Origin of the sequence: Bacillus solimangrovi (genome assembly GCF_001742425.1) — a bacterium.
Taxonomy (GTDB): Bacteria; Bacillota; Bacilli; order Bacillales; family Bacillaceae_N; genus Bacillus_AV; species Bacillus_AV solimangrovi.
This window is the reverse complement of record NZ_MJEH01000007.1, coordinates 12,034-36,498: the sequence shown is the minus strand read 5'-3', so window position 1 is coordinate 36,498 and position 24,465 is coordinate 12,034. Positions and strand designations below refer to the sequence as shown.

The window sequence follows — 24,465 nt, the reverse complement described above, 5'->3', positions numbered from 1 at the left end:
CACTTATGATTATAGGTAAGACAGAAGAACAAATTTTATTCTTTATGATGTTACATTATTATGCACCACAACACAGTTTTATCGCAACGATTATAACAAAAAAACCTCCACAATTGGAGGTCCCACTAAAACATACTTAAATCATACGCCTTAGCCATCTTTTCTAATAAACGCATTCCAGCTAAACTATTTCCTTTCTCATCAAGTGCGGGGCTGAAAATTCCTATACCGATTCTACCCGGGACGGCACACATAATACCTCCAGAGACACCACTCTTAGCTGGTATACCTACCTTAATAGCAAATTCTCCAGATGCATTATACATTCCACAAGTAACCATAAATGTTTTACAAATCCTCGCAACGTTAGTCGGGAAAATTCTCCTATCAGTATCCGGATCCTTACCGTCAAATGCAAAAACGGCACCTATACGTGCTAAATCTCGACATGACACTTCAACTGCACATTGTTTTGTATATAATTCTAATATCTCTTCAACATCACCAGAAATAACATTATGTTGTTTCATGTAATAACACATCGATCGATTTAAAAAACTAGTATCAAACTCAGATTGTGCCACTTCTTCACATACTTTCACATTACTATTGTTCGTTATATCCTGAATGAAGTGAAGTAAACGTTCTAATCTTTCATGATTATTTGAACCTCTTATCAAACTAGTTACTGCAAGAGCACCTGCATTTATCATTGGATTCAATGGCTTAGATGGCTTATACGTCTCCAGCTTAATAATTGAATTAAACGGGTCTCCTGTTGGCTCCATACCAATATGTTCAAACACTGCTTCCTCACCTATATCTTCTAGTGCAACCGCTAATGCAAGTACCTTTGAAATACTTTGCAACGTAAACTTATGTTCAACTTCTCCTGCTGAAAAACAATGTTTACCCGGTTCATATATTGATACTGCGAGAGCTGCTTGATTAGCTTTTGCTAAAGCTGGGATATAATCAGCCACCTTGCCCTTTTGCGTCCAATGCCTAGCATGTGCTACGTAGCTTTCAAGCTCTTGTTGGTTTTCACAAATCATTCTCATTCCCCCAAACAGATCATAACTTCGTTTAGAGGTAGTATTCCTGTTCTCACTCATACACATTCATTGTTTCAAGATATAAATGCTATCACGTTTTATTGAATGACTTACCATGAGTCGTCTAATCAATTCAAGTACACATCTCTTAATGATATAGGCTCACTATTGAAATATACACTCATAAAGACATTAATTTGTCATCTATTCACGTAATAAATGACAAAACAATCTTAAACTTTTATACTTAGGGGAGTAGTAACGATTAATGAGGTGTGAAATGATGGAGAATATTCTTTTATTAACTGGGAAAGTTAAATTCCCTTTAACAATTGACCCTGGGGTTTGGATTTTTGATGATCGTAAAATTGAATTAGATAAAGCATTTAACTCAACAGATCACGTTGGAGAAGACTTAGATGATTATACAAAGAAGATGAGCCAGAATTGGGATCGTGAGCTCGTTAGTCAAGTTGCTAACCCACCTGTAACGAAGACAACAAAGAAATTTGAAAAAGAAAAAATCATGACTAGTACATTTGCAATGCCCTTTGCACCTTTTATTGATAATGCAGAACCAGAAACACATGCAACAAAATTAGTTATTGAAACTTCAGACGGTGAACATATTATTATGCCTATTGAAGAAGGTATGAAAGCGATGTTATGTTTCTCAATAGATGGTCGCCCACTGCAAGATGATGGACCTGTTCACTTCTATTACGGTGATGGTTCCAATCGCGAGCGACCTATTAAATATGTAAAAAAATTCATAATCCAATAAAGACACTACCTGAACCAACATCCCCTTTCGTTTTCTTTTAATATAAGGGATGTTGGTTACTTCTTTTTATAATAAATCTGCTGCAAGCTGTGCTAATGAAGATCGCTCACCTTTAATAAAACGAACATGACCACTCACTTGCTGATCTTTAAATTTTTCAACAACATATGCTAATCCATTGTTATACTCGTCCAAATACGGATGATCAATCTGTTCTGGGTCACCCATTAAAACAATCTTACTCTTTTCCCCTACCCTCGTTAAAATCGTTTTCACTTCATGTTTTGTCAAGTTCTGCGCTTCATCAATAATAATATACTGCTCAGGGATACTCCTACCTCGAATATATGTTAATGCTTCCACTTGAATAGATCCAATTCCAGCAAGAATTCGATCAAGCTCTCCTGGTTTTTTCGTGTTAAATAGAAATTCTAAGTTATCATAAATCGGTTGTACCCATGGTTTTAACTTTTCTTCCTTTTCACCTGGTAAATACCCGATATCTTTACCAACAGGAACGATGGGCCTTGCAACTAATAATTTCTTATAAAGGCCGAGATCTTCCGTTTGAAACAACCCTGCTGCAAGAGCTAGAAGTGTCTTTCCAGTTCCTGCTTTTCCTGTTAAAGTTACGAGCGGAATATTTTGATTAAGTAATAATTCTACTCCCATGACTTGTTGTGCATTTCGTGGTTTAATTCCCCATATTTGCTCCTTCTCAAATAAGCACCTTCGAACTTTCTTGTTGTTTTTGTCTACCACACCTATAGCCGACTGTGTCTGTGTTAATACATCTTTCATCATTACAAATTCGTTTGGATAGAAAGTTTCAGATGAGAATTCTGAGAAATCAATCTCATTGTGCTCGTAAAAACTATTCAATGACTCAGATGTTATTAACTGATGTTGAAAGCCACAATAACTATCATTATGTTCGACAACCCTGTCATTTAAGAAGTCCTCTGCTTGCAATCCTAATGCATCAGCTTTTACCCTCATTAAAACATCTTTACTTACTAAAATTACCGGACAGCCTTGTTCTTTATCCTTCTCTTCAAGGAACAGATTTAATGCGACTGCTAAAATTCGATTATCATTTGTAGTCTCAGCAAACACATCCTTCATTTTATGAAATGAACGATGGTTTAACTCAATCCTAAAAACACCTCCGTTTTCAAGTGGTATTTCTTCATGGATCTTTCCTAGGCTTCTCATACCATCAATGATTCTTGATACTTGTCTTGCATTTTTTCCGAGTTCATCCATGTTTCGCTTTTTTGAATCAACTTCTTCTAATACTACGGCAGGAACTACCACTTCATTTTCTTCGAACGAAAAAATTGATCGTGGATCCTGCAGAAGTACGTTTGTATCTAAAACATAGATTTTTCTCAATCTATTTCCCCCTAAGAATTTAATTTTCAGGAAGATGGAACAAAATTTGAAGTACCACATGTTCATTAACGAGATGAGGTTGAAAATAACCAATTATACATCTTACAGGAAATACAACTTGTAACCACTACCAATATATGAGACAACGCATAAACTTAGACGAATGAAAAAGAATAAATAAAAAAAGATGCTGATTAAGCAAACGTTCAAATAAAACGATGATTTTCGAAAGGATGACGATTATTGATACGTATTATCTTACTGCTAACAGCAATTACATTAACTGCATGTCAAACGGCAAATAATGATGAAGCAGCATTTCAAACAAAACAAAATGCTGATCCACTTGTCGTATATACGCAAGATGAAAAAAAGATTCAAAAAAGCGCAAATGAAATCGCCAAACATCTTGTCGAACTATCAACTAGTGTACCTAACGTGAATGATGCAACAGCAATTGTTACTGGGAAGTATGCGATAGTGGGAATTGACGTAGATAAGGAAACCGATCGATCACATGTTGGATCTATTAAATATTCTGTTGCTGAAGCACTTCAACAAGATCCATATGGGGCAAGAGCCATCGTAGTCGCCGATCCAGATTCTTTGGAACGATTAAAAGGCATACAAAGAAAAGTTTCAGATGGACATCCAATAAGTGCATTTACTGAGGAATTATCTGCAATTATTGGTCGGGTCATCCCACAAGTACCTAGTGATTTACGCCCAGTCCCTATTTCTGAGGAAAAAGAAAGTGGACCATTGAAGGATGAAGGTAATAAACAACTCCAAGAAGAACAACAAAAACAAGCTCAAGAAGTTAAATAACATTCTGTTGCTTACGTATTAACATTGATTTTTAGATGGTTATTTCTTTTAGAAACGAAGAGCTTAGGAAGATTCCTAAGCTCTTTTCATTGCATCCATAACTTGACGGTCTAACTTTTCAGCCGCAGCTTTATCATATGTTTTGTCGTACTCTACATTTTGTGTAATCTTTGACCCATAGAACATCACATCACGAACCGCATTTACTTCAATCTCAACTAACGCTAACTTCAATGGTATATCTTCCATCTTATCAACCTTGACTTGTGCCGTTCCACTAATTGAATAAGTTGTCCCATTTGCAATAACAGTAATCGTTACATGTTTATTCTCAGAAACATTATCAATAATTCGAGATCGATTATCTACTGCGAAGCGTACATGTTGTTCATCAACTGCATACACCCATGAAATAGCATTTACATTTGGTCCACCTGTTTCAAAGTCAACCGTTGCAATAGTCACGTAACGTTCCTTTTGAAGTTCCAAAAGCAATTCATCAGTTAAATGTGTTTCAACTCGATTTGCCATATTGCTCCTCCTTTTAGAAAAATTAACCTAATTATACTATACCTTTTTCTATGATTTATTAAACAGTTAACATCGAATCCTTATAAAAAAGAATTTATACTGATTAAACGTCGATATCAAAAAATTTCACTCCATCTACTACCAAATAATGCGATTTGAGTAGCTTCCATGCTATACTTAAACTATTGATTATACAGATTCTTGCATTCTTGAGGTGAACTAATGAGAGTTAAATGTGTATTATGTGAAAAGATAGATAATCTTAACGATGATGATAAGCTTGCAAAGAGATTACGTAACCGTCCTATCCATACATATATGTGTAATGAATGTTATGAACGGATCGAAAAGAGGACAATTGAACGAAAAGCAACAGGGAATTTTAAGCTTTACGAAGACCAGAAAAAGAATGAAGACTGGTAAATAAGGAACAACTACTTTGCTTCATACTTTGTAGCATTAAATAAAGAGAAACGTTTGTCATTGATGATGAGCGTTTCTCTTTTTTGTACACTATTTCTTTCAATTGAATAGACTATCTAACAAATACATTCATGTGGAGAATTTGATTGATGTATTAAGTGTGATATTAAACGAAAGGACTGTAAACGTTGACAAAAAAACCTATTCGAAATAACATGGTTCAACAATTTCAAAACATGGAGAAACTATTTGACTTTATGGATCAGTGGTTAAACCGTCCCGACAATCGTTATGCTAAATTGGAGTCAGACTGTGAAGAGATGGAAAATCAATTTGATCAAATTGATCAGCAGTGCGAACAAATGGATAATCAATTTAATCAAACAGATCAACGATTAGACAGTATCGATAACTATGTTGACAAAATTGATCAACATTTTGAACAGGTGAACAAACGCTTTAATTAAGTCAATTCATTCAGAAATTTAAATGGTTCGTAATATTATCTTACCATTAATAGAAAAGGAACAATGACCATAGAAAAACTGCACCTCCAATTGTTAGATTATGTAACTAACAATTGGGATGCAGCTCACAATTACTCTTTACTTATTTTAATTCTGTGTCATAGTTCGGATATTTTTCAGGCTCTTCTTCAATTTGGTTAATCATAATATCAATTAACTCAACAGGAAAACGTAATTTTTTATCTTCTCCTTCTTGCATAACTGAAACAAGATACATGATTTCGTCCTTTTCAACTCGAACATTCTCTGCTTGGAAATCTTCCTTTAAAATTTCATCAAACAACTGAAACGTCTGTTGTGCGGATTCATCCTCAGGTCGAGCATCCATAACAACTTTAATTGTAAGCCAATTGTAAATTGCATCTTGTAAGGAGCGCATCCAATTCCCCCTTATGCTTGCTTTTCAGTTTTTTGAGATTGCTTCAGGCGAATCTTGTAAACACCAAGCACAAGAGTAGCAATTACAAGTCCTTCTGCGACAGGTAAAAAAGCACCTAAAAAAGTTAGAACCGTACATCCGAATGCCAAAACCGAATAAATAACAATATTCTGTAAAATTGGCAATTTTTTCGCAAAACCTAACCTATAAACAATAACTGATAACGCAAATATTGTAAAATAAAGCAAAAGCATGCCCATTTCAGGGTTTTCATATACTTTAAAAAGGGTTGCAAAAAATGACATACGATCCATTACCATCGCTTCCATCGCTCTCGCCTCCTACGTCACTTTCTCTCATCATATCACAGAGTATTTATGCAACAGCTTATTATTCTTTATCTTGAACCTTCTTACGCTTTTCAGCACGTTCACGTTCACCTTTTTCAAGGATTTTCTTACGCAAACGAATTGATTCCGGCGTGATCTCACAATATTCATCATCAGCCAAGAACTGAAGTGATTCTTCTAATGACATTTTACGTGCTTTATTCATAACAGAAGTTTGGTCTTTTGTAGCTGAGCGAACGTTTGTTAAGTGTTTCTCTTTAACGACGTTAACCGTTAAATCATTATCTCGATTATGTTCACCAACAATCATTCCCATATATACTTCCGTTCCTGGTTCAACAAAGATAACACCACGGTCTTCTAGAGACATTAAGCTATATTGTGTTGCTTTTCCTTTTTCAAGTGATACAAGTACACCTGAACGGCGTCCGCCAACATATCCTGTTGCAAGTGGTTGATAGCTATCAAATGAGTGGTTCAACACACCATAACCACGTGTTTGAGTTAAGAACTCTGTACGGTAACCGATAAGTCCACGAGCAGGCACCTTAAATTCAAGACGAACTTGCCCATTTCCGTTGTTAACCATATTAACCATTTCACCTTTACGAGCACCAAGTGATTCCATTACTGGACCTGTATATTCTTCAGGTACATCAACTTGAACATGCTCAACAGGCTCACATTTAACACCATCAATCTCACGAACAATAACTTCAGGTTTAGATACTTGTAGCTCATATCCTTCGCGACGCATATTTTCAATAAGAATCGATAAGTGAAGTTCTCCACGACCACTTACTTTCCATACATCAGGTGATTCAGTATTTTCAACCTTCAAACTTACATCTGTTTCAAGCTCTGAACGAAGACGATCTTCGATTTGACGACTTGTAACAAATTTACCTTCTCTGCCAGCAAATGGACTATTATTTACTAAGAATGTCATTTGTAATGTTGGCTCATCAATACGCAGTGGTGGTAATGCATCTTGGTGGTCAACAGGACAAACTGTTTCACCTACGTTGATCTCTTCCATACCTGCAACAGCAGCAAGATCTCCTGCCTTTACCTCGTTAATTTCAATGCGTCGTAAACCGTGGAAGCCGAATAATTTTGTTACTCGGAACTTCTTAACACTACCATCTAATTTCATAAGGGCTACTTGATCGCCTACTTTCATCGTTCCACGAACGACACGACCAACCCCGATACGTCCGACATAATCGTTATAATCAAGCATGGCAACTTGGAATTGTAGTGGTTCTTCACTATTATCAATCGGTGCTGGAATATGCTCGATGATAGAATCTAAAAGAGGTGTCATCGTTTCTTCTAAATTCTCAGGATCATTACCTGCAATTCCATTTAATGCAGATGCATACACAACTGGAAATTCTAATTGTTCATCATTTGCATCTAATTCAATTAATAATTCTAGAACTTCATCAACTACTTCAGCAGGACGAGCTGCTGGACGGTCAATTTTATTAACGACAACAATTGGTGTCAAATTCTGTTCTAGTGCTTTTCGTAATACAAAACGTGTTTGTGGCATACAGCCTTCATATGCATCAACAACAAGTAATACACCATCAACCATTTTCATGATTCGCTCAACTTCACCACCGAAGTCAGCATGTCCTGGTGTATCCATAATGTTAATTCGTTTATCTTCATAATTGATCGCAGTATTCTTAGCTAAAATTGTAATACCACGCTCACGTTCAATGTCATTTGAGTCCATAGCTCGTTCATCTACTTGCTCATTCTCACGGAATGTACCTGACTGATGTAACAATTGGTCTACTAATGTTGTTTTCCCGTGGTCAACGTGAGCTATAATCGCAATATTGCGTAAATCTTCGCGTTTATTCAAATTAATTCCACTCCTACTCTATCGATACAAATTCATAACTAAACAAGTATATCACACTTTGTCGATAATTGTATTAGAACGAGTTCAAAAAGAAGGACAAAAAGGGAGGAGAAGAACAAGGCTGCGAAGCTTTGAGCACCAGAATGTACGCTTGTTGGGTACATGAGGAGCAGAAAAGCAAGACAATGCATTATTCGACAGTCATTTTTCCCGGACTTTTTGAACATCCAATATAACTATTCATTATTGTATCCTTTCTGATATGATAGAAGACGTACAATAACGAACGGTTTTTTAGGAGGTATTTTCATGAAGAATGTTAAGTGGGTTTTCTTAGGCTATGCATTTGCTGTTACAGCATGCCTTGTCGGTGTTGGATTTGCAGTAGGAGAACAGAGCATCTTTGGAATTACAATGTTCATCGTCGTTGCTACTCTTTTTATGGGGGCTGGATTTAAAACTAAGAAAAGATATCGTGAAGCTGGAAAATTATAAAGTAAAACATTAATAAGTGAACTTTGCATTAATGTACCTTGTACGATTTTTTATATACTTAGTTTCAATTCAGAAATACTTAAACTTAATTTGACATGATACTCATTTAATCTAACTGTATAAAAGCAACAAATTCTATGCATAGTGAATTTGTTGCTTTTATCTTTATAACACAAAAAATTTTATTTACTTTCCTTTTTTAAATAATTGTTAACAATCTGCTCATGTAAACCAGGCTTTGCTACAAAAACAGTACTTTTTTCAAGAATATTTAATGGCTCTCCATTCACGTTTGATGTTTTTCCACCAACTTCTTCAATCAAAATTTTACCAGCAGCAAAATCCCACGGTGATAGTCTTAATGTCAAATAACCATCGATTTTCCCTGATGCAACATAAACCATCTCGATTGCTGCTGAACCAATTGAGCGTGTCCCACGTAAGTCATTCACTAGTGGTGGAATAAGTTGTGGTTCGATAAGACGGTTTGGAATCGCCCAAGCAGCATTCATACTAACTACAGCACTGTCAACTTTAATTTCTTCAAGCATAGGTAATTTCTGATCGTCCACAAAAGCTCCTTTGCCTTTTTGAGCATGATATAACTCATCATTCACCACGTCATATATCATACCAATGACACCTTCACCTTCATGATAAATACCGATAGAAATCGCAAAGTGCCTCTTCATATGAACAAAATTAACCGTTCCATCAATCGGGTCAATAATCCATATCGTTCCATTTACAGTTTCAACAACATCTCCATACCCTTCTTCTCCCATGATACGATGCTCTGGGTACGTTTCATTTATCTTTTCAATAAAAAATTGTTCTGTCTGCTTATCCATGTTCGTCACAAGATCAGACGCATCCAACTTATAATCAATTGTTAACGTATCTGCAAATGAAGCTCGAATCTGTTCCCCAGCTTCTCTCATCCATTTTTGTGTATTGTAATAAATTTCTTCCCATGCAATTGTCACTAATCCATCCCCTTTATCCATATCTCTTTCAATTCTTGTCCCATTTACAAAGAACTGTAACATCATTTCCATTATTAAAGGTTATCATAAGTCATTACTTTCATTATACTTGACGTTTAACTCATTGAAAAACATACAATATGAACATAAAATGACGAACCTAATTAAAAAAGGTCCGTCTTCAAAATATCATTGTTATCATATTGTTTATTTCCATTCATCATGCTTCTAACCGAATCATTTCACGCCGATAACGCTCCAACTTTTCCTTTGATTTTTTGATTTGCTCCTCATTCTCTGTCGATAGTGCTTCATAAAGGGTTGCTAACTCATAATCAATTTCAAGACGTAAAACTGGAATTCTCTTCTCCGCATCGGTTCTTTTATAAACATCCATAACTTGTTTCATGTTTTACACCCCTTCACTAATTTAATGTTAGATTAATAAGACAAATGACGAAATATTCTGATATTAATTCATATACGTTTAAACACTAACTTGCTAATACATGACTTAGAAAAATGTAAGACTTGCTATATTTTATGCACATAAGCAATTCAGTGGAACAAAATTGGTTATTTGTCTATATTTTCCCTCCTAACACACTATTTCAAACCTACAAATTTTATTTATTTACAAACAATGTGGTAAACTGGTGAAAAACGATAAGAAGAGGAGATTTAGAATGAAATTCGAAGGTTTTAATCAATCTGATTTTGATGTATTTCAAATTGAAGGCTTAGATGAGCGAATGAGCGCAATTCGAGAACGAATTCAACCAAAATTTAAAGCTATCGGTAATGTATTAACTGATGACTTATCTGCAATTGCTGGTAATGAAATGTATCTTCATATTGCAAAACATGCTCGTCGTACGAAGAACCCACCAAAGGATACTTGGCTTGCAATTGCTAATAACAAACGTGGATATAAAAAACACCCTCACTTTCAAATTGGCATTTTTGATGACCATGTTTTCATCTGGCTTGCTTATATTTATGAGCTACCACATAAAACGGAAATTGCGAATGGCTTCTTAAAAGATATCATTTCATTTCGTAATACTATCCCTTCAGATTATGTCATCTCTCTTGACCATACACAAAAGTCAGCCCAATCACTTGCTGACATTGACTTACAATCCGCACTCGAGCGCTTTCGAGATGTAAAAAAAGGGGAGTTTTTAATTGGGAAACATATTGCAGCAAATGATCCACTTCTTCAAAATGGGGATGAATTCCTCAAAGTAGTAAAAACAACTTTTGAGACCGTCCTTCCTTTGTATCAAAAATCTATTTCACTGCCAGTATAATTGTTCACTTTATAACTCTATGATTCTTCTTTCAAGTAACAATTATTTAACCAATAACATGTTTAAGATGATTTCACTTACGTTTAAAGTTGAACTTTCCCTTCTTATACTAATGGTTAATTAACATATCATATACATAAAACGGATAAGCCTTTACTTTGACTTATCCGTTTTATTGCTTATTATGTTGTTGATAAGCTTAATAGCTCACGAATTTCTTCCTCAGACAAACTTGAAAGCATTGTTTCTCCAGGCTGAATAACCTTCTCAATTAATTCCCGTTTCTTCTGTTGTAATTCATAGATTTTTTCTTCAATCGTACCTTGAGTAATTAATCGGATAACTTGCACAACATTTTTCTGTCCAATCCGATATGCACGGTCGATAGCCTGGCTATCAACAGCAGGATTCCACCACAAATCATATAGGATAACCGTATCTGCTCCAGTTAAATTCAAGCCTGTTCCCCCCGCTTTTAATGATACGAGGAAGATATCTTTTTCACCATTATTAAACTGCTCTGTCATTTCTACGCGCTCTTGACCAGGCGTGGAACCATCTAAGTAAAAGTAGCTACGTTCAGACTTTTCTAATTCTGTACGAATAATGCGTAACATAGATGTGAATTGTGAGAAAACGAGGATTCTTCGACCTGAAGCCTGACCTTCAGCAATTATTTCGAGCAGTTGCTCTAACTTACCTGAACTTCCTTCATAATTATCAATGAACGTACCAGGATGACAGCATAACTGACGTAATCGTGTAAGTCCTGCTAAGATCTTCATTCTGTTTCGTTGCATATCGCCACTGTTAATTGCCTCTTTCGCTTCACTCTGAATCTGCTCTAAATAACCTAGATACAGCGCTTTTTGATCTGTGCTTAATTCCGATACTTGAACCGTTTCGATCTTTTCTGGTAACTCCTTTAAAACGTCCTTTTTCATACGACGTAATATAAACGGGCGTACCATTTTAGCAATTCTTTCTTGTGATAGTTTACGGAATGCCTGCTTTCCTGGGAAAAAACCTGGCATAATCGTCTGAAAGATTGACCAAAGTTCATCCAACGTATTTTCAATCGGTGTTCCACTTAATGCAAATCGACGTGTCGCCTTTATCGATTTAACTGCCTGTGCAGTTTGTGTTTGTTCATTTTTTATCGCTTGTGCTTCATCTAAGATAAGTGTATGAAAATGCTTGTTCTCATACAACTCTAAATCCCTCCGTATGAGTGGATACGAGGTAACAACAACATCATACTGATCCAATTGCTCCATAATTTTGTTTCGTTCAGTTTTGTCTCCAGCAGCTATTCCAACACTTAATGATGGAGCAAATTTACGACATTCGTTTCGCCAATTGTAGACGAGTGAAGCAGGTGCAACAATAAGTGCTGCTTTCCCTTCACTATTTTTTTGTTCAGATAAAATATACGAAATACTTTGTATCGTTTTACCTAGTCCCATATCATCCGCTAGAATGCCACCGAAGTGATAATGAGCTAATGTTTTTAACCATTGAAAACCCCATTTTTGGTAATCTCTAAGCGAACCATTTAACGTGTTTGGAACGTCAAAATCAAGATTGTCTGGGTGTTTCATGTCATCTAATAACTGACGCAAATTTTTACCAACCTTTAATGATTGGCGATGCTGTGACGCAAAGTCCTCAACTTGAAGAGCATGCATAGCAGGAAGTTCTAACGAATCACCACGTATATCTGACTTTTTCAAGTTTAGATCCTCAAATAAATGTGAAATCGATTGAAATTCATCTTGCTCTAATGACACAAAGCTTCCATTTTCTAATCTAAAATACTTCTTTTTCTCAACAACTGACTTTAAAATTGTTGCCACATCTTCATTACTAATCCCATTCATACTGAAGTTAATCTCTAATAATCGTGACGATGAATGAACATCGATCTTCGTTTCTGGAACATAATTTTGAACAGATAATAAGTTCTGAACACTTGATGTTAAATAAAGCTCAGCAACTCCTTGAAGTTGTGGTAATGAATCGAATAAGAACTCATACACATCCTCTTCATTTTGAATAAATAGCTCATGACCATTCCAACGAAAAGGTGTTTCTTCTAAGATCGAAAGAACTTTATTTTCTTTTTCTACATCTCTCATCAAAATTACATGTTTATTCATATTATCAGGTGAGTTTTCTAATAAAGGATGAATCTTTACTTCACCATATTGAAAGTAAGGTTTTGCTGTTAACCTTTCACCTTCTAAATCAATTTCGATTTTAACTTCTAATGGCGGAGCTTGAATTTTCTCTGAAACATGTTCACTAATCTGAACATCACCTATTTTTTTAAGCGCAGGTAATACGTTTGAGACCATGCCTTCCATTTGATCAGCGGTAATATGTAATCGATCCTCTGATGGCAATACATCTTTCATTTCCTTAACCATTTCAAGTTGCATCGTTGGTACATCATACAGTACACCATTTTGATAAATGTAACCATAAGCCTCAATAACTTCCGTATCCCCTAATGCATCCACTCTTAATTGAAAACCTTTTTCTCCATCTTTCTCTACACGAAATTGAAAATTTGGTGCATTTTTTTCCCATTTGAATGTTTTCAATTCTCCATCAAAATTTTCAATAACAGCATCACTATTATGAAGTTTAGAAAAAAGCGACTTGGCAGCGAATGGTGGAATCATCATCATTCGATTATTATCCTCATATGACATCATGTATGTATTGGGAGAATGCTTATAGAAAGTCTGATTCTCTACAATTTGAAGAAGCTGTTCAATTATTTCCTGATCTACGTCTGAAAAGGTGTGCAAATTAGGATCATATGTAAAAGTTTTTGTAAAAGGGTGAATGCGTTCATTTACTACATTTAAAAGAAACTGCTTTATATTCTTGACAACATATGTACGCTTTGGACCAACCTTTACCTCTAACCCCATCATTGTTTGATCAATTGATGGGATCATTTTCAAAATATATTCAACTCTAACTGGTTCTTTGCCTTTTCCTTCTCTATATTGAGTTTGTATGTGAAATTTTTTAAACAAACGAATCACATCATCTGTCTTACGCTTCTCATACGCACTAATTGCCGGAGATATCCCTTCAGATCGAATAAAGTATTTATCAATTTCTCCGTATGTCGTTAGTTCATGAATTTCTAACAGAGCAGCGGTAATATGTTTACACCATGAAGGATAGGAATTATAAGCTGGACAATTACAGTCCGCACTGATTCGATTCCCAATTAGTTCGACTTTAACTCCATAATCAACGTTACCTGTAACGATTGCTTCAGCATTTCTACCATCTTCTGTAATAGATACAAGTGATACATTGCCATTCTCCCAATACTGCTCACCACGTTGGAAGACACGTATATTGTTACATTCCTTACGAATATCTTGTATTGTTAAATCAAACAGTGTTCTCATACTTTCCATCCTCTTTGCTCTTTTTTATCCTAAGTTCAATCCGACTAGAAACCATTTCAAAAGCTTTAAGCTTCTATCAGCTTTATTTATAGTTGCTTTTTTAACGTTAACAACAGTATACATCGACAGAAAAACGCCCGTTTCTAATTTTAGAAGATAACGGACGTATTCCTTCATTACATCTTAATGATAGAACCAGATTCGCTTTCTCGAGCTTTTTTCACAGTATGATAACATGAAACATTAGCAGATTCATCAAACTGTCGAAATGATTGCTTTTCTTGAGCTTTACCTGGAACAATTTCTTTGAAACGGCGATATGAAGCTAATAAAAGGTCTCGTTCGACGCCTTTTTCATATGCCTTTTCAATCATTTCAAAAAAACCAATAATATCAATTACTTCTTCTTTATCCCAATCCATGTCGATTGGATATGAGTATTCCATTCCGTTCACCACACTTATTGAGGTTAATGAACTACTATCACGTTTCAACTGATGCTATGACACTTACTTCTATAAAGAAAGAAAGTCAACTAAAGTATTCGTAATAGAATATGCGTCAGTCATTACCTGATGGTTCAAATAACCATGAGTGAGAGTAAAAGAACCCCCACTGATGGAAGTTTCCCTTTATTATAACGATTGTTTCGTTACATTTCCACTCCACTCTGTTCTAATTTGTTCTGCTTCACTAATAATCCGTTTGAATAATTCGGCAGTTGTCGGCACGTCTTTAATTCTTCCTAACACTTGACCTGCCCACCCAAAACCTTCATTATCCTTTCCTTCATATATATAACGTTTATTTGCTTGACCATTGATATGTTCTTTCAATGCTTCAAAACCTTGTTTGTTTCTTTCCATTTCTAAAATTTGTGATGTCCATTCATTTGAAATTGCACGAGCTGGTGTTCCGAGTGAGCGCTTAATCACTACTGTATCATGTTCATTCGCTTCTACAAGACGTTTCTGATATGCTTCATGAGCATGCACACATTCTTCCACTGCAATAAAACGCGTACCCATTTCAATACCCTCTGCTCCTAACGCAAGTGCGGCCATTAATCCACGACCATCTCCAATTCCACCAGAAGCAATAACAGGAATCGACACTGCATCTACAACTTGAGGAACAAGCACCATCGTTCCAATATCATCTCTTCCCAGATGACCTCCACCTTCTTGACCAACTACCATAACAGCATCTGCACCTAACTCCTCAGCCTTCTCTGCTTGACGTCTAGCCGCAACAAGTACGAGTTTCTTAATTCCTGTCCCTTCTAATTGTTCAAAGATTGGTGTGGGATTACCACCTGTCATCGAAACAACTTCTACTTTCTCTTCTATTGCAACTTCAAGCATATGTGCAAAAGGACGACCATGTTGTCCAATCGCAAAGTTAACCCCAAATGGTTTATCCGTTTTTTCACGTACCTTCCTTATTTCATCTCGCAATTCTTTCGGTGAAGATAGAGACATTGCCGTAATTTGACCTAAACCTCCTGCATTTGAAACTGCTGCAGCTAAATCAGAATAAGCTAAATAAGCGAGTCCACCTTGAATGATCGGATATTGAATCCCTAATGCTTTTGAAACTCTTGTCTGCCAATCCATCGCAAACACTCTCCTTCTCAAATTTTGATGACTCCCACCTCTTTTTGCATTATTCGACTTTATGTACAAAATTCCTTTAAGCAATTAAGTAAATGGATACACTATAATTTGAAACTCAAATCCTCGAAGTTCTGGAATTTAATAATTTGATTAACGTTATATTCAATAAAATTATTCTAAATACCACTATGCAAAGAGAAACGCATTTGCTATAATTCTCTTGTTTTAAGATAAGGGTACACGAAGGAAGTAAGTTCGTTTAACTAATAAATGCCTTATGATCCTCGTGCTTTTTCTAACAAACTAGAAACATTACTTAAGATAATGAGGTGTAAGGATTGCATCAATCAAAGACGCCGTTATTCTCCGGCTTATTAGAACATATAGAAAAAAAACCTGTACAATTTCATATTCCTGGTCATAAAAAGGGGGCTGGGATGGATACAGAGTTCCGTAATTTCATTGGGAAAGATGCTTTATCCATTGATTTAATTAACATCGGACCGCTAGACGACCTCCATCACCCACATGGAATGATTGAAGAAGCACAAAAGCTTGCTGCGGATGCCTTCGGAGCAGACCACACTTTCTTCTCAGTTCAAGGTACTAGTGGAGCGATTATGACGATGATTATGTCAGTTTGTTCTCCTGGAGATAAGATCATCATTCCACGGAACGTACACAAATCAATCATGTCAGCCATTATTTTTTCAGGTGCAACACCGATTTTTATCCATCCTGAAATTGATAAAACGTTTGGTATTTCACATGGTATCTCAACTGAAGCTGCTCAAAAAGCATTGGAAGCACACCCCGATGCAAAGGGATTGCTCGTCATTAATCCAACCTATTTTGGCGTGTCAGCAAATTTAAAAGAAATTGTTAATTTAGCACATTCTTTTGGTGTACCTGTCCTCGTTGATGAAGCACACGGAGTGCATATCCATTTCCATGATGATTTACCGTTATCAGCTATGCAAGCTGGTGCAGACATGGCTGCAACAAGTGTTCACAAATTAGGTGGTTCACTTACACAAAGCTCTGTTTTAAATGTAAAAGAAGGACTCGTCTCTGTTGAGAGAGTTCAATCAATTATTAGCATGTTAACGACAACGTCAACTTCTTACCTATTACTTGCATCACTTGATACAGCAAGAAGACAACTAGCAACAAACGGTTATGAACTACTCTCTAAAACGATTGATCTAGCAGAAAGAGCACGTAAAATGATTAATGAAATTCCTCACCTTCACTGTGCAGGAAGAGAAATTCTTGGAACAAGATCCACATACGATATGGACCCTACGAAATTAATCATTTCTATTAAAGACTTAGATATGACAGGTTACGATGTTGAATTATGGTTACGTGAACACTACAATATTGAGGTGGAGTTATCCGACTTATATAACATTTTATGTATTATTACACCAGGTGATAGTGAAACAGAAATTAAATTATTAATTGAAGCCTTACAACAACTTTCAAATGAACGCAACTCAGTTGCTAAAAAGCATGAAACTCAACCTGTTCATGTACCGAATATTCCGTTACTTTCCCTTTCACCACGGGATGCCTTTTATTCTGAGACAGAAGTTGTGCCTTTTGAAGAATCTGCAGGACGAATCATTGCTGAATTCATCATGGTCTATCCACCTGGAATACCTATCCTAATTCCTGGAGAAATTATTACTGAAGAGAATTTAAGCTATATTTCTGAGAATTTAGAAGCAGGCTTGCCTGTACAAGGACCTGAAGATCATGATCTAAAGAAACTCCGTGTAATAAAAGAACATCGTGCTATTAAATAAGATAAAGCATGTATAACAATAATTGTTAAATATTTTTAAGGTGAACCTTTAAAATAAGTTACTATAGATGATTTATGATGACATATATTAACCAAATAAGTAATAAGGTAGATGTTTACTTATTAAACAGATTAGATTATCAACTTTTTTAATGTTAATGTGATGCTATTTATATCATTAATTAAAAATTAGCCTCTTTTTACTTTTATTGGTAAAAAGAGGCTTTCTCAATTATATATGTGTTATTTTTTATTCATCAATGTCTTCATCGTTACAGCAGCCGTCACACTTTGAATACAGTGTCGTTACCTTCTCGTCCTCATAATGGTCAATTGTGCTATTACAAGATTGACAAACGATGATACCCATTGTTTCATCCCCTTTTATCATTTTTGAAAACGCTTTAATTAGTGCTTATCACTATAATAATATGACACATTTATTTCGTCAACACCTAATTTGTATATCACATTAAAATGTTCATTCGCCTATTGTGAGGTGAATATGTAATAGGCACATCATAATTATATGATAATTAACTCAAAAGCTTTCTTGTTATACGACAGAAAAGCTCAAAAAAAAAGACCGATTTATGGACGGTCTTTACTCAGTCATATTGTGCATCTAATTGTGGTGATGGAAGTGTCTCAGAAAAGAAATCAGCTAAGTTTATTGCTTCTTGTTCAGTCTTTATACGAAATGTTTGCATTAAGTACTCGACATCCTTAACATCATCTGCATCCAATAATGAAGAACGTCCTGTTTGCATACAAATTACTAACGGTTTGCCGAAAAACATATTCGTATGGACAATGCCAAAGTCATAACGAACATCATCCGTGGAAAATCCAACAAACCTTACCTTAACATTCTCATGTTCATCATAAAATTTGTGAAATTCTTGTATCATTACCCATTCCTCCTTATCTTTTACGATTTCACGAAAATATTTGGCTGTAGGGGTGGACTATCCCATTATATTTATCTGATTTTTCTAAAAATAATTATAACCCAACCTCTTCCTTTTTTCAATCATTATTAAACAGAATCTTCAGTGTTATTTCACACTTAGTAGGAATCTATTGTCAAATTATTTGTTATAATGCTAATATATTAATGAATTGAAACCGCTTCAAATACTAGGGGGGAAACGACTTGGCAGGTAGTTCATACATTAAACTTGTTCCAAATTCTAGGCAACAAGATATTTCACTTGAAGATTTAAAGGAACTCTTTCATTACTACAAAGAAATTACGGGGAAAACAGGTAAACAATTGGGCTGGGGATATGAGAATGCTGCGTTCCCATATGAAATAAAACAACAAACAGATTCTAATGGACAATGGTTCTATTTAAAAGGTACAGAAGACCGTTATGCATATATCCTTATCGGTGTAGGGAAAGAGAAACACGATGAAGGTTCTTTTCAATCATACATACAAGTAACATTGCCAGATGAGTCAACATATGGAGATAAAGGAAAAGCAAATGAATTTAGTAAGTTTCTTGCTAAGAAATTAGAAGGTGAATTACACCTCTTTAATGGACGGATCATGTACTATTACAAAAGAAAATAGCAACAGTTCACATGTGTATATGACTATAAGGCCCTCTATTTAAGAGGGCTTTTATTCAAGATTTGATAATGTTACCTGAACTGAACTTATATGCCTACCATCCATCTCTAACACTTTAAATATTACACCATCATATTCGATCTCTTCTTCTTCCTTCACTTCAATTTTCTCTGATAACAACCAGCCTCCAACAGTATCTATGTTCGAATGATTAAGTGAAGTACCGATGACTTTATTAAGATCATCTATTAAAACCTTCCCATCTACAATATATGTTCCTTCACTAACACGTTGTATATCAGGCTGTTCATCGACATCAAACTCATCTCGAATGTCTCCAACGATCTCTTCTAAAATATCCTCAACCGTTACAAGCCCTGCTGTACCACCATATTCATCAATTAAGATTGCCATATGAATATGCTTTAATTGCATTTTCATTAGTAAATCTCGAACTGGAATCGTTTCAATTACATGAATAACAGGTCGTATATAGGCAGTTAGACTTTCTGGTCGTTTATTATCAATTAAGTCTATTAACAAATCTCGAACATTGATTATTCCAGTTACATGATCTTTATCACCATCTACAACAGGATAACGCGTATAGCGTTCCTTGATCATCCGCTTTAAGTTCTCCTCAATCAAATCTTGCTCATCAACTACGACCATTTCTGTTCTAGGTATCATAATTTCTCTTGCTAATCGTTCATCAAACTCGAAAATCTTATCAACATATTGATATTCGGTCTGATTAATTTCACCACTTTTATAACTTTCGGATAAAATCAAACGCAATTCCTCTTCTGAATGAGCCATTTCATGATCAGATGCTGGATGTAAACCAAATAGTCTTGTAATAATTTGTGCAGACCCATTTAATAACCAAATAAATGGATACATCACTTTATAGAAGTAAATGAGTGGTTGAGCAACTAATAAGCTAATTTTTTCTGATTTCTGAATTGCGACTGTTTTTGGAGCTAACTCACCAACAACAACATGCAAAAACGTAATTGCTGAAAATGCAATAGTGAAGGATACAACTGAGCTTATCGTCTCATTTACTTCAAAAGACTGCAGCACTGGATGTAAGAGTTTCTCTACGGTTGGTTCACCAAGCCAACCAAGTCCTAGCGACGTAATTGTTATACCCAACTGACACGCTGATAAGTATTCATCCAAATGATTCAAAACCTTCATCGCAGCCTGTGCTGATTTATTCCCACTCGCTGCAAGGTGTTCAATCTTCGTCATCCGCACTTTCACAATTGCAAATTCGGAAGCTACGAAAAAGGCCGTTAATGCAATAAGCAATGCTATCAAAAAAAGATTCAATAATGCCACTTACGAACCTCCTAACAAACACGTTATTGTTAGTATGTCCGAAATAAAGTGAAACTTCCGTAATAGTATCTTCCTTTCGTTTTGACTATTGTTTTCTTGAACGATGAAAACTCGTTTATCTCCTATAATTATTAATATGAAAAAAAAATCTAGATTACACTTTATTCGCTTTCCAAATTGTCCATCTATCCCGTTCCATTATTCGTGTAACATTACTTTTTTCTAATTGTTCCTTAATATATTTAGATAGTTGAACTAATTCGTTATCGTTTAATTCATAGAGAATGGAACGCCCAGTTCGATTGGTGATGTCACTTAACAAGTCATCCAATTGATTATATGTTCTTCTCGTTTCCCATAGCTCATATGTTTTAATGTTTCGAAAACCATTTACATGTAATTCATGTTTCACTTGTTGTTCTGAATATCGCCTTGTAATTTCCCTATCACGTAGTTTTGGAAATTCTGAAAAGAAATAACCTCTTATATGATCAGGACTACCCTCTACTAAACAATCCTCAGGAGTACGGTCTTGAATGATACAAGTCCCTCCACTTTCAAGTAACCGATATAATTCAAGAAAACATCGATTAAGATCTTTAATGTGATGAATAACTGCTCTAACTAATATGAAATCATATTCATTTTGAATTAGTTTTGTATTAAGAGCATTTGCACGAATGAATTCAACATTGTGATATTTTTCACTATGTTCACGAGCTGAAATAAGCATCTGCTCTGAGAAGTCCACTCCTGTAACAGATGCGGCTCCCATACTGGCAAGTGCCCTCGAGTAAATCCCACCTCCACATCCTAGATCTAATACTTTTTTCCCTTCAACATCGACTAGCTTCTTCATCATGTTAACCCACGTTTGGTCTGCATTTCTAGAAGCATATGTTAAACGGTTCTGTTGTTCATGGAAATTAATAGACATTTTTTGTCTCACCTCTTCTATATAATATGCTTTTAATATCAAATATTTCTTCAAGTGATATGTTATTACACATCAATAATTAAGTAAATGTTATGTTATTTATCAATAATGATAAGTTTATATTATCGAATACTGAACATCACAATAATGAAATAGTATCAAACATATACACGTTACCTACATACAAAACCTCTTTAGTAAATGTAATCAATCTTCTTTACTAAAGAGGCTCATAATAAAACATATTCATTTATTTAAAGCACTGTTATTACTCCTTTATTTGAGGTGTTTTTAATAAAGAAGGGTCAAGCATTTCATAGCCTTTCTCACGTAACCCATCAATAATTTGTCCTAGAGCTGCAGCCGTCCATTCACGGTCATGCATTAGTAAATTAGAACCGTTTCGTAGCAACTCTGTATTCACCATAATATTAGCAATTGCTTCTGCATTCATATATTCCTTATTCCAATCATAACCATAAGACCAGTTCATCAATAACATGTTCTCATCAGCAACAACTTGTTTACTATAGTCACTATTAATCCCAAATGGTGCACGGAAGTATCGTGGACGTTCACCAATGATCGCTTCAATCTCATCATTCAATTTCACTATTTCGTCTTTTTGCTGTTCTTCTGTTAAATCCGTTAACTTAGTGTGGCTCATCGTATGATTACCAATTGGGAATCCCATATCATGAATTTGTTTTAAAACTTGTTTTTCTTCATCTGTATCAATAAAATGTCCGTTCACAAAGAAGATAGCAAGTGCATCCTTCTCTTTTAACGTTTCAGCCATTTGGATCGCATGCTTATCTGGTGCATCATCAATTGTTAACAATACGACATTTTCTGGAGCATTTTCAATCGGTTCAACACCCCAATGGTTCTCATTGATGCGATATTGTGGCTCTAGTACTTCTGGAACATCTTCTACGGGTTGCTCTTCAGTCAACTCAGCTTCATTTACTTCTGCTTTACTCTCTTGCACCTCATTCTCTCGTGCTACTACTTCATCTTCATTTGATTTTTCATTTTCCATAGTAGCGGTACCAGTCCCACAACCAGCTAGAAGAATGACCGTACATAATGATGTCAATAATTTTCTCATCCATTAATCCTCCAATATCTCATCAAAATATTCACAAGTTCAACTCTTTCACTTATTATTATAATATATTCTAGAGATGAATCTAACCGCTTCATCCCTATTTTTTAATGAATCATTTGTTATAAATTTCATCACATAGAGAAGATAGGGTGAATCATGTGAACCAGTTGAGGAGATATAAAATAGCTGGAGGAAGAATTGTAAAAACGGGGATTGCAGTATTTTTAACAGCCCTTATCTGTCAGTTATTCAACTTACCTTCAGTATTTGCGATTATTACAGCAATTGTAACTATTGAACCGACAGCTTATGATTCGGTAAGAAAAGGACTTGTTCGATTACCTGCTTCCACAATAGGTGCAGCAATCGCAATGTTTTTTTCATTTTTATTAGGTGAGAGTACACTTACATATACATTAGCAACAATCTTGACAATCGGTATTTGTCATCGATTGAAGCTTGATGAAGGCATTCTCGTTGCAACATTAACTGCTGTAGCAATGATTCCAGGTGTACAAGATCATTATTTATTTGCACTTGTTTCACGTTTTGGCACAACGTTAATTGGACTTGTTATTTCGACAGCTGTTAACTTTGTTATCATGCCACCAAAATATTATCCAATTATCTTGAAAGATATAGATATCATTTGTACATTAATCGCAGAGACATTGCAATATGCTCGCGATGGATTATTCAAACGTAACGGCACCCAACATAAGACAAGAACCGCATACAGGAGATTAACACAAAAAATAACCCACACATCAAAGTTAAGCGAATACCAACGTGAAGAATTTCGCTACCACAAATCTAAACCAAACGAAATGCGTCTTTTTCATTGTGCTACGAAACAACTAAATACTTTACAGCAAATCGTTTTTCATCTTGGTAACTTTCACTATGCACACTACATAAAAGACGAGTTTACTCAAGAAGAACGAGAATTACTAAGTAAGACAATTGATTCAATTATTGTTATTTTACAAAATCCAAAACACAAAATACCAATTGAACACTATGAACTAATCGAGCAATTAGATTATAATTTCTGGCATTGGAAGAAAGAACATTCCAATCAGGAATCAAGCCACTATCACCACCAGTTCAATTCACATACAGTCATACTTTATGAAATTCTCTTGATCCATGACTTACTAGAAGAATTAGAGGTAGCAACGATAAAAAAAGAAAAGGCACTTCATGCTTAAACGGTTGAACATGAAACAAAAAAATGAATACTCCTTAGATAGTTATATAAAAAAGAAAGTCTAGATGGATTAACTGACTACTCTGAAGATCCATCTAGACTTCCTTTACTGTAACCGTATCCATTTGCGACAGTAACTTACACTTATATCTCCATTCGTTTTTGAATTAATGTATGGATGCCTGATATATAAGAATAATGGTAAAGCTAAAGATAAACCTACAGTAAATAGAGCAATTAAACAAATCCATTTTCCTTTAATGTTGTATTTTCTTGATTCAATAAACATAAATACTAAAAAAACAGCACATGAAATAAAAAAATCAACTGCAAAAAAAGTAGAAATGGGATTGCTGAATAATAAATTTACGAATAAACCTATGTCGAGACCGTATTGATTCAAAAAATTAATGAAAAAGTAATAAGGAAATATAGTACCAATAATTCCAAACAACAAGTACACTTTTCTCATT

General features: G+C 35.2%; 27 protein-coding genes. 9 read left to right on the top strand and 18 right to left on the bottom strand.

Annotated elements, in window-relative coordinates; genetic code table 11:
* Positions 1 to 125: 125 nt before the first annotated feature.
* Positions 126 to 1,055, bottom strand: coding sequence for a glutaminase A (glsA, locus tag BFG57_RS03330; RefSeq protein WP_069716052.1), 930 nt, complete (start codon positions 1,053 to 1,055; stop codon positions 126 to 128).
* Positions 1,056 to 1,338: 283 nt separating this feature from the next.
* Here glsA and BFG57_RS03325 point away from each other — a divergent pair, with 283 nt between their 5' ends.
* Positions 1,339 to 1,839, top strand: a complete 501-nt coding sequence (locus BFG57_RS03325; protein WP_069716051.1) for a hypothetical protein — start codon at positions 1,339 to 1,341, stop codon at positions 1,837 to 1,839.
* 66 nt (positions 1,840 to 1,905) lie between these two features.
* Here BFG57_RS03325 and BFG57_RS03320 read toward each other — a convergent pair whose 3' ends face one another.
* Positions 1,906 to 3,234, bottom strand: a complete 1,329-nt coding sequence (locus BFG57_RS03320) for a PhoH family protein (protein ID WP_069716050.1) — start codon at positions 3,232 to 3,234, stop codon at positions 1,906 to 1,908.
* Positions 3,235 to 3,477: 243 nt separating this feature from the next.
* Between BFG57_RS03320 and BFG57_RS03315 the strand changes: the two genes are divergently transcribed.
* Positions 3,478 to 4,062, top strand: a complete 585-nt coding sequence (locus BFG57_RS03315) for a YhcN/YlaJ family sporulation lipoprotein (RefSeq protein WP_069716049.1) — start codon at positions 3,478 to 3,480, stop codon at positions 4,060 to 4,062.
* 75 nt (positions 4,063 to 4,137) lie between these two features.
* On the opposite strand, the gene BFG57_RS03310 is transcribed toward BFG57_RS03315, so the two are convergent.
* Positions 4,138 to 4,593 carry a pyridoxamine 5'-phosphate oxidase family protein gene (locus tag BFG57_RS03310; RefSeq protein ID WP_069716048.1) on the bottom strand — a complete coding sequence of 152 codons (456 nt, stop codon included), beginning with the start codon at positions 4,591 to 4,593 and terminating at the stop codon, positions 4,138 to 4,140.
* A 222-nt stretch (positions 4,594 to 4,815) separates the two neighbouring features.
* Between BFG57_RS03310 and BFG57_RS03305 the strand changes: the two genes are divergently transcribed.
* Complete coding sequence (locus tag BFG57_RS03305) at positions 4,816 to 5,016, top strand: YlaI family protein (RefSeq protein ID WP_069716047.1); 201 nt, start codon at positions 4,816 to 4,818, stop codon at positions 5,014 to 5,016.
* 188 nt (positions 5,017 to 5,204) lie between these two features.
* Positions 5,205 to 5,483 (top strand): hypothetical protein, encoded by a 279-nt coding sequence (locus BFG57_RS03300; protein WP_069716046.1) that lies wholly within the window; start codon positions 5,205 to 5,207, stop codon positions 5,481 to 5,483.
* Positions 5,484 to 5,625: 142 nt separating this feature from the next.
* On the opposite strand, the gene BFG57_RS03295 is transcribed toward BFG57_RS03300, so the two are convergent.
* The 3 genes from BFG57_RS03295 to typA all read right to left on the bottom strand — a co-directional run bounded on the left by BFG57_RS03295 (position 5,626) and on the right by typA (position 8,151).
* Positions 5,626 to 5,922, bottom strand: a complete 297-nt coding sequence (locus BFG57_RS03295; RefSeq protein WP_069716045.1) for a hypothetical protein — start codon at positions 5,920 to 5,922, stop codon at positions 5,626 to 5,628.
* An 11-nt stretch (positions 5,923 to 5,933) separates the two neighbouring features.
* Positions 5,934 to 6,251 (bottom strand): YlaH-like family protein, encoded by a 318-nt coding sequence (locus tag BFG57_RS03290; protein ID WP_245676694.1) that lies wholly within the window; start codon positions 6,249 to 6,251, stop codon positions 5,934 to 5,936.
* Between the two features lie 61 nt (positions 6,252 to 6,312).
* Positions 6,313 to 8,151, bottom strand: a complete 1,839-nt coding sequence (typA, locus tag BFG57_RS03285; RefSeq protein WP_069716044.1) for a translational GTPase TypA — start codon at positions 8,149 to 8,151, stop codon at positions 6,313 to 6,315.
* Between the two features lie 309 nt (positions 8,152 to 8,460).
* Here typA and BFG57_RS03280 point away from each other — a divergent pair, with 309 nt between their 5' ends.
* Positions 8,461 to 8,646: a YlaF family protein gene (locus BFG57_RS03280; protein ID WP_069716043.1), complete on the top strand. Its 186-nt coding sequence runs from the start codon at positions 8,461 to 8,463 to the stop codon at positions 8,644 to 8,646.
* Positions 8,647 to 8,828: 182 nt separating this feature from the next.
* Here the strand turns inward: BFG57_RS03280 and BFG57_RS03275 are convergent, their stop codons facing one another.
* Both BFG57_RS03275 and BFG57_RS03270 read right to left on the bottom strand, forming a co-directional pair.
* On the bottom strand, positions 8,829 to 9,653 hold the full coding sequence (locus tag BFG57_RS03275) for an inositol monophosphatase family protein (protein ID WP_069716093.1): 825 nt from the start codon (positions 9,651 to 9,653) through the stop codon (positions 8,829 to 8,831).
* 199 nt (positions 9,654 to 9,852) lie between these two features.
* On the bottom strand, positions 9,853 to 10,041 hold the full coding sequence (locus BFG57_RS03270) for a hypothetical protein (protein ID WP_069716042.1): 189 nt from the start codon (positions 10,039 to 10,041) through the stop codon (positions 9,853 to 9,855).
* A gap of 277 nt (positions 10,042 to 10,318) precedes the next feature.
* Between BFG57_RS03270 and BFG57_RS03265 the strand changes: the two genes are divergently transcribed.
* Complete coding sequence (locus tag BFG57_RS03265) at positions 10,319 to 10,945, top strand: DUF1054 domain-containing protein (RefSeq protein ID WP_069716041.1); 627 nt, start codon at positions 10,319 to 10,321, stop codon at positions 10,943 to 10,945.
* 182 nt (positions 10,946 to 11,127) lie between these two features.
* On the opposite strand, the gene BFG57_RS03260 is transcribed toward BFG57_RS03265, so the two are convergent.
* The 4 genes from BFG57_RS03260 to BFG57_RS03250 all read right to left on the bottom strand — a co-directional run bounded on the left by BFG57_RS03260 (position 11,128) and on the right by BFG57_RS03250 (position 15,998).
* Positions 11,128 to 14,382, bottom strand: coding sequence for a DEAD/DEAH box helicase (locus tag BFG57_RS03260; RefSeq protein WP_175428261.1), 3,255 nt, complete (start codon positions 14,380 to 14,382; stop codon positions 11,128 to 11,130).
* 24 nt (positions 14,383 to 14,406) lie between these two features.
* Entirely contained in the window at positions 14,407 to 14,559 is a 153-nt protein-coding gene (locus tag BFG57_RS19130) for a hypothetical protein (RefSeq protein ID WP_217627914.1), read from the bottom strand.
* A complete protein-coding gene (locus tag BFG57_RS03255) occupies positions 14,559 to 14,828 on the bottom strand; it encodes a UPF0223 family protein (protein ID WP_069716040.1) in 270 nt (89 codons plus the stop codon). The genes BFG57_RS19130 and BFG57_RS03255 overlap by 1 nt, the downstream gene beginning before the upstream one ends.
* Before the next feature lie 189 nt (positions 14,829 to 15,017).
* Complete coding sequence (locus BFG57_RS03250; protein WP_069716039.1) at positions 15,018 to 15,998, bottom strand: NAD(P)H-dependent flavin oxidoreductase; 981 nt, start codon at positions 15,996 to 15,998, stop codon at positions 15,018 to 15,020.
* Between the two features lie 338 nt (positions 15,999 to 16,336).
* Between BFG57_RS03250 and BFG57_RS03245 the strand changes: the two genes are divergently transcribed.
* Positions 16,337 to 17,809 carry an aminotransferase class I/II-fold pyridoxal phosphate-dependent enzyme gene (locus tag BFG57_RS03245; RefSeq protein ID WP_069716038.1) on the top strand — a complete coding sequence of 491 codons (1,473 nt, stop codon included), beginning with the start codon at positions 16,337 to 16,339 and terminating at the stop codon, positions 17,807 to 17,809.
* A 249-nt stretch (positions 17,810 to 18,058) separates the two neighbouring features.
* Here the strand turns inward: BFG57_RS03245 and BFG57_RS18255 are convergent, their stop codons facing one another.
* Together BFG57_RS18255 and BFG57_RS03240 are read right to left on the bottom strand one after the other, a co-directional pair.
* On the bottom strand, positions 18,059 to 18,178 hold the full coding sequence (locus BFG57_RS18255; RefSeq protein WP_083249038.1) for a GapA-binding peptide SR1P: 120 nt from the start codon (positions 18,176 to 18,178) through the stop codon (positions 18,059 to 18,061).
* Between the two features lie 238 nt (positions 18,179 to 18,416).
* Positions 18,417 to 18,719 carry a DUF3055 domain-containing protein gene (locus BFG57_RS03240; protein ID WP_069716037.1) on the bottom strand — a complete coding sequence of 101 codons (303 nt, stop codon included), beginning with the start codon at positions 18,717 to 18,719 and terminating at the stop codon, positions 18,417 to 18,419.
* Between the two features lie 245 nt (positions 18,720 to 18,964).
* Between BFG57_RS03240 and BFG57_RS03235 the strand changes: the two genes are divergently transcribed.
* Positions 18,965 to 19,387, top strand: a complete 423-nt coding sequence (locus BFG57_RS03235) for a DUF1885 family protein (protein WP_069716036.1) — start codon at positions 18,965 to 18,967, stop codon at positions 19,385 to 19,387.
* Positions 19,388 to 19,438: 51 nt separating this feature from the next.
* On the opposite strand, the gene BFG57_RS03230 is transcribed toward BFG57_RS03235, so the two are convergent.
* The 3 genes from BFG57_RS03230 to BFG57_RS03220 all read right to left on the bottom strand — a co-directional run bounded on the left by BFG57_RS03230 (position 19,439) and on the right by BFG57_RS03220 (position 22,782).
* On the bottom strand, positions 19,439 to 20,734 hold the full coding sequence (locus BFG57_RS03230) for a hemolysin family protein (protein ID WP_069716035.1): 1,296 nt from the start codon (positions 20,732 to 20,734) through the stop codon (positions 19,439 to 19,441).
* A 154-nt stretch (positions 20,735 to 20,888) separates the two neighbouring features.
* Positions 20,889 to 21,671: a class I SAM-dependent methyltransferase gene (locus BFG57_RS03225; protein ID WP_069716034.1), complete on the bottom strand. Its 783-nt coding sequence runs from the start codon at positions 21,669 to 21,671 to the stop codon at positions 20,889 to 20,891.
* Between the two features lie 268 nt (positions 21,672 to 21,939).
* Positions 21,940 to 22,782: a polysaccharide deacetylase family protein gene (locus tag BFG57_RS03220; RefSeq protein ID WP_069716033.1), complete on the bottom strand. Its 843-nt coding sequence runs from the start codon at positions 22,780 to 22,782 to the stop codon at positions 21,940 to 21,942.
* A 158-nt stretch (positions 22,783 to 22,940) separates the two neighbouring features.
* On the opposite strand from BFG57_RS03220, the gene BFG57_RS03215 reads away from it, so the two are divergent.
* Positions 22,941 to 23,993 (top strand): FUSC family protein, encoded by a 1,053-nt coding sequence (locus BFG57_RS03215; RefSeq protein WP_069716032.1) that lies wholly within the window; start codon positions 22,941 to 22,943, stop codon positions 23,991 to 23,993.
* 105 nt (positions 23,994 to 24,098) lie between these two features.
* On the opposite strand, the gene BFG57_RS03210 is transcribed toward BFG57_RS03215, so the two are convergent.
* Positions 24,099 to 24,464, bottom strand: a complete 366-nt coding sequence (locus tag BFG57_RS03210; RefSeq protein ID WP_069716031.1) for a DUF2834 domain-containing protein — start codon at positions 24,462 to 24,464, stop codon at positions 24,099 to 24,101.
* Between the last annotated feature and the right edge of the window lies 1 nt (position 24,465).

What these genes read in the sequence shown, in the direction of transcription:
- BFG57_RS03210 (WP_069716031.1), bottom strand. Translation starts at nt 24,464, where the DNA reads ATGAGAAAAGTGTACTTGTTGTTTGGAATTATTGGTACTATATTTCCT.
- BFG57_RS03270 (WP_069716042.1), bottom strand. Translation starts at nt 10,041, where the DNA reads ATGAAACAAGTTATGGATGTTTATAAAAGAACCGATGCGGAGAAGAGA.
- glsA (WP_069716052.1), bottom strand. Translation starts at nt 1,055, where the DNA reads ATGATTTGTGAAAACCAACAAGAGCTTGAAAGCTACGTAGCACATGCT.
- BFG57_RS03220 (WP_069716033.1), bottom strand. Translation starts at nt 22,782, where the DNA reads ATGAGAAAATTATTGACATCATTATGTACGGTCATTCTTCTAGCTGGT.
- BFG57_RS18255 (WP_083249038.1), bottom strand. Translation starts at nt 18,178, where the DNA reads ATGGGTATCATCGTTTGTCAATCTTGTAATAGCACAATTGACCATTAT.
- BFG57_RS03275 (WP_069716093.1), bottom strand. Translation starts at nt 9,653, where the DNA reads ATGGATAAAGGGGATGGATTAGTGACAATTGCATGGGAAGAAATTTAT.
- BFG57_RS03290 (WP_245676694.1), bottom strand. Translation starts at nt 6,251, where the DNA reads ATGGAAGCGATGGTAATGGATCGTATGTCATTTTTTGCAACCCTTTTT.
- BFG57_RS03280 (WP_069716043.1), top strand. Translation starts at nt 8,461, where the DNA reads ATGAAGAATGTTAAGTGGGTTTTCTTAGGCTATGCATTTGCTGTTACA.
- BFG57_RS03265 (WP_069716041.1), top strand. Translation starts at nt 10,319, where the DNA reads ATGAAATTCGAAGGTTTTAATCAATCTGATTTTGATGTATTTCAAATT.
- BFG57_RS03295 (WP_069716045.1), bottom strand. Translation starts at nt 5,922, where the DNA reads ATGCGCTCCTTACAAGATGCAATTTACAATTGGCTTACAATTAAAGTT.
- BFG57_RS03255 (WP_069716040.1), bottom strand. Translation starts at nt 14,828, where the DNA reads ATGGAATACTCATATCCAATCGACATGGATTGGGATAAAGAAGAAGTA.
- BFG57_RS03310 (WP_069716048.1), bottom strand. Translation starts at nt 4,593, where the DNA reads ATGGCAAATCGAGTTGAAACACATTTAACTGATGAATTGCTTTTGGAA.
- BFG57_RS19130 (WP_217627914.1), bottom strand. Translation starts at nt 14,559, where the DNA reads ATGAAGGAATACGTCCGTTATCTTCTAAAATTAGAAACGGGCGTTTTT.
- BFG57_RS03250 (WP_069716039.1), bottom strand. Translation starts at nt 15,998, where the DNA reads ATGGATTGGCAGACAAGAGTTTCAAAAGCATTAGGGATTCAATATCCG.
- BFG57_RS03325 (WP_069716051.1), top strand. Translation starts at nt 1,339, where the DNA reads ATGGAGAATATTCTTTTATTAACTGGGAAAGTTAAATTCCCTTTAACA.
- BFG57_RS03240 (WP_069716037.1), bottom strand. Translation starts at nt 18,719, where the DNA reads ATGATACAAGAATTTCACAAATTTTATGATGAACATGAGAATGTTAAG.
- BFG57_RS03260 (WP_175428261.1), bottom strand. Translation starts at nt 14,382, where the DNA reads ATGAGAACACTGTTTGATTTAACAATACAAGATATTCGTAAGGAATGT.
- BFG57_RS03225 (WP_069716034.1), bottom strand. Translation starts at nt 21,671, where the DNA reads ATGTCTATTAATTTCCATGAACAACAGAACCGTTTAACATATGCTTCT.
- BFG57_RS03305 (WP_069716047.1), top strand. Translation starts at nt 4,816, where the DNA reads ATGAGAGTTAAATGTGTATTATGTGAAAAGATAGATAATCTTAACGAT.